General features: G+C 66.4%; 4 protein-coding genes and 1 pseudogene. 1 reads left to right on the top strand and 4 read right to left on the bottom strand.

Going from position 1 to position 3465, the window contains the following annotated elements:
- The 4 genes and pseudogenes from RDU12_RS14055 to RDU12_RS14040 form a co-directional block, all read right to left on the bottom strand.
- Positions 1 to 892 (bottom strand): annotated as a pseudogene (locus tag RDU12_RS14055) (membrane-bound PQQ-dependent dehydrogenase, glucose/quinate/shikimate family); the annotation flags it as partial.
- Positions 893 to 1224: 332 nt separating this feature from the next.
- A complete protein-coding gene (locus RDU12_RS14050) occupies positions 1225 to 1488 on the bottom strand; it encodes a DUF5985 family protein (protein WP_300289673.1) in 264 nt (87 codons plus the stop codon).
- The gene (locus RDU12_RS14045; RefSeq protein ID WP_300289671.1) at positions 1485 to 1757 is read right to left on the bottom strand and encodes a DUF5985 family protein; all 273 of its coding nucleotides are present in this window, start codon (positions 1755 to 1757) and stop codon (positions 1485 to 1487) included. Before RDU12_RS14045 ends, RDU12_RS14050 begins: the two co-directional genes overlap by 4 nt.
- On the bottom strand, positions 1754 to 2032 hold the full coding sequence (locus RDU12_RS14040) for a hypothetical protein (protein WP_300289670.1): 279 nt from the start codon (positions 2030 to 2032) through the stop codon (positions 1754 to 1756). The genes RDU12_RS14045 and RDU12_RS14040 overlap by 4 nt, the downstream gene beginning before the upstream one ends.
- 361 nt (positions 2033 to 2393) lie before the next feature.
- Here RDU12_RS14040 and RDU12_RS14035 point away from each other — a divergent pair.
- A partial coding sequence (locus RDU12_RS14035; protein WP_308685233.1) for a HAMP domain-containing protein occupies positions 2394 to 3465 on the top strand: 1072 nt, incomplete at its 3' end.

Genomic DNA, 3465 nt, shown 5'->3' with positions numbered 1-3465 from the left:
GAGCCGGAACCGGCGCGCCGACGGCGACCACTGCGTCAGCGGCGCGCGACGCGCCGCCGGCGGCGGACCCGCCGGTCTCATAGTAGGCCACGCCCCGGCAGGCCGCGGTGTAGGGAATCCAGTCGTCGGAGACCTGGGGGTCATAGCGCCAGCGCTGCTCGCCCGTGCGGGCGTCCAGCGCGATCAGGATGTTGCGCGCCGTGCACAGATAGAGGGTGTCGCCGATCTTCAGCGGGGTGGTCTCGGCGCCCCATTTCTCCTCGGGCGTATCGCCGGTGCGGAAGGTCCAGACCCGCTCCAGCCGGCCCACGTTCTCGCGGTTGATCTGGCTGAGCGGCGACCAGCGCCGGGCGCTCTCGGTCCCGCCGTAGGCCGGCCAGTCGGCGCCGGCGTCGCGCAGGGACGGTTCCGACATCGCGGCGAGGGCGGCGGTCTGCACGGCCGCGGGATCCGTCGGCCGGTTGGCCTGGGCGACCACGAAGCCCGAGATCAGGGCGCCGACCACGAAGACCGCGGCCCCGCCGAGCGCCAGCCGGCCGCCCCGGCGCGTATCCAGCACCGGCATTGCGGCGATGACGAAAACCAGCAGGACGGCGGGGGCGACCACCCGCGGAACCAGGGCCCAGCCGTTCAGCCCGACCTCCCACAGCGCCCACAGCACCGTCAGAACGAAGACGCCGATATAGATCCAGGCCCCGAGCAGGTTCAGCCGCCACAGCATGACGCCCGAGGCGACCAGGCCCAGCCCGGCCAGCAGATAGTAGGGCGACCCGCCCAGCGACAGCAGCCAGACGCCGCCGACCGCCAGCACCAGGCCTATGAGCGCCAGCACCGCCGCGAGGATCCGGACCGCTACTCCGCCAAGGCCCACGCCCTTCTCGATCCTCGCCATGCCAAACCCCTGTCCCAGCTTCACCACAAGGGAAACCGGCGACGCCCCGGACGGGTTCCGAGCTTTCCGGCCCGCGAGCCGATGCGGGCGGCGGGATCAAGGCTGAGCTGGGAAGTTTTGGACGGGGCGCCGTGGCGGTGCACCCAGCCCACCGTCAACTTTTCTGCGCTCGGTGCGCTAATATTCTTCCCTCGTGAAGGAGGGCAGGGGGTCCGCTACTGCGCCAGTAGCCGCCTTCGCTGCGTGTAGGGAACACGACATCCGGTCGAGGCGTCCGGAGAGCCGACGATCCGCTGCAGGTCGGGCCATTCGTTGAAGATTTGGTTCGCGGGCTAGTTGGCTCGGCGGGACTTGAGAACGATGGCTGCGATCAGGATCATGAACGCTGCGGCCCGGATCAGGTAGAAGGGGCTCTGCTCTTCCCGCGGGATCGCCAGTGTCAGCGTCAGCAGAGGTGTCGCCGCAAGAAGCATGAAGGCGCCGGCGAACGCCAGGAACAGGCTGTCTCCGGTCCGCCGCCAGAATTTGAGAAAGAACAGGCTCGCCACTGCGTAACCCATGATGATCGCGCCCGTAACAGCGCCGGCGACTGTCATCGGTCGACCTCCCAGATGAAGCCGTAGATCAGGACCGCCACCGCGCTGAGCGCGGTCACCTGGCGCACAAGCGTGAAATCGGTGCCGCTGAGGACCACCATATCCAGAACGACCGCCAGATTGTTGAGGGCGAGAAGTGAGAAACAGCCTGCGCTCCAGAGGAGAAGCGTCTGGCGTGACCTCAGGTAGGACCGGATCAGCAGGGCGGCGCAGACTCCACTGGTAAGAAGACACAGTGAATAGATTAACTCAGGCGCTGGCAGGTTCATTGTTTCCATCCCCCAAGCCGGAACGAATCCGCAAAGCCCTTCAGCGGATCGGGGCGTAGCGACGTTATAGCGCTAATGATGCTGAACGGCCGCTCCGCATAGGCGGTCTGGAGGTCGTCGGCGAGTTTGGCCAGGGTCTTTGACGCCGGCTGGTAGCGATGGGTCCCGTCGATGGCCACGGCCAACCCGGCGCGCTCGAGATGAATCAGGCAATCCGTCACCAACGACGTATTCGCGCGCAGCTCCTTGACCAGACCTTCCACCGTCCAGGTCACCTCCCCGTCCCGCTTGAGCGCGAGAAAAGTCTCGAGCGCCCAGACCGATGGGAAAGCGCCCTCGATGAAGCTCCGGAGCGCGTCGTCTACTGCTGTCGACCTCGGGGTCGTCACGATGCCCGGATGCGGGCGCGGGATTGCGGCATGGGGCCGGAACCTAACGTTTCGGCGCTTCTTGGCAACGGCCGAAATTATTGAGGCCGCCGGGAACCTCCAGCGCAACGGGATCATTTTAGCGGGTTGGTTCGGGGGAGAAATCGCGTCGCAGTAGGGGTTTGGGGGGCTTCTCGTTGATTTCCGGCTCGCCCCTTCTGTGCTCGGCTCATCCTCGGATTCTGTCCGCTCCACATGATGGTGTTTCATGCCGATCGCCGCCCGTGCTTCCGAGACCGCCCTGGACAACCGCCAGCTTCTGGCCGCCCTGAGAGCCTTCCGACGAGGGGATTTTTCGGTTCGTCTGCCGGGAGACCTGGACGGCATGGATGCGGAGATCGCCGAGGCGTTCAACGACGTCGTCGAGCTGAACGACCGGATGAGCCGGGAGTTCAGCCGGCTCGGAGAGGCTGTCGGCCGTCAGGGCAAGATCAATGCGAGGGCCAACATGCCGGCCGCCGCCGGCGCCTGGGCGGACAGTATCGAGGCCGTCAACACCCTCATCACGGACATGGTGCACCCGACCGCCGAGATGGCTCGCGTGATCGGCGCGGTCGCCAAGGGCGACCTCAGCCAGACCATGGATCTGAACAACGAGGACCAGCCCCTCCGGGGTGAGTTCCTGCGCATCGGCCGGGTGGTGAACACCATGGTCGGGCAGCTTGGCTCGTTCGCCTCCGAGGTGACCCGCGTGGCGCGCGAGGTGGGCACCGAGGGCAAGCTGGGCGGTCAGGCCAATGTCAAGGGCGTCGCCGGCGCCTGGAAGGACCTGACTGACAATGTGAACTTCATGGCGGCCAACCTCACCGGTCAGGTCCGGAACATCGCCGAAGTCACCACCGCGGTCGCCAACGGCGACCTCAGCCGCAAGATCACCGTCGATGTGAAGGGCGAGGTGCAGGAGCTCAAGAACACCATCAACACCATGGTGGACCAGCTGAACGCCTTCGCCTCGGAAGTGACCCGGATGGCCCGCGAGGTCGGCACCGAGGGCAAGCTGGGGGGCCAGGCCCAGGTGAAGGGCGTGACCGGCACCTGGAAGGACCTGACCGACAATGTGAACTTCATGGCCGCGAACCTGACCAGTCAGGTGCGCAACATCGCCGAGGTGACCACGGCCGTGGCCAACGGCGACCTGTCCAAGAAGATCACCGTCGACGTGAAGGGCGAGATCCTCGAACTGAAGTCGACCATCAACACCATGGTGGACCAGCTGAACTCGTTCGCCTCGGAGGTGTCTCGGGTGGCCCGCGAGGTGGGCACCGAGGGGAAGCTAGGCG

It is taken from the genome of Brevundimonas sp., assembly GCF_031082345.1.
In the GTDB taxonomy this organism is placed as follows: Bacteria; Pseudomonadota; Alphaproteobacteria; order Caulobacterales; family Caulobacteraceae; genus Brevundimonas.
This window is presented reverse-complemented; position numbering and strand designations above follow the sequence as displayed.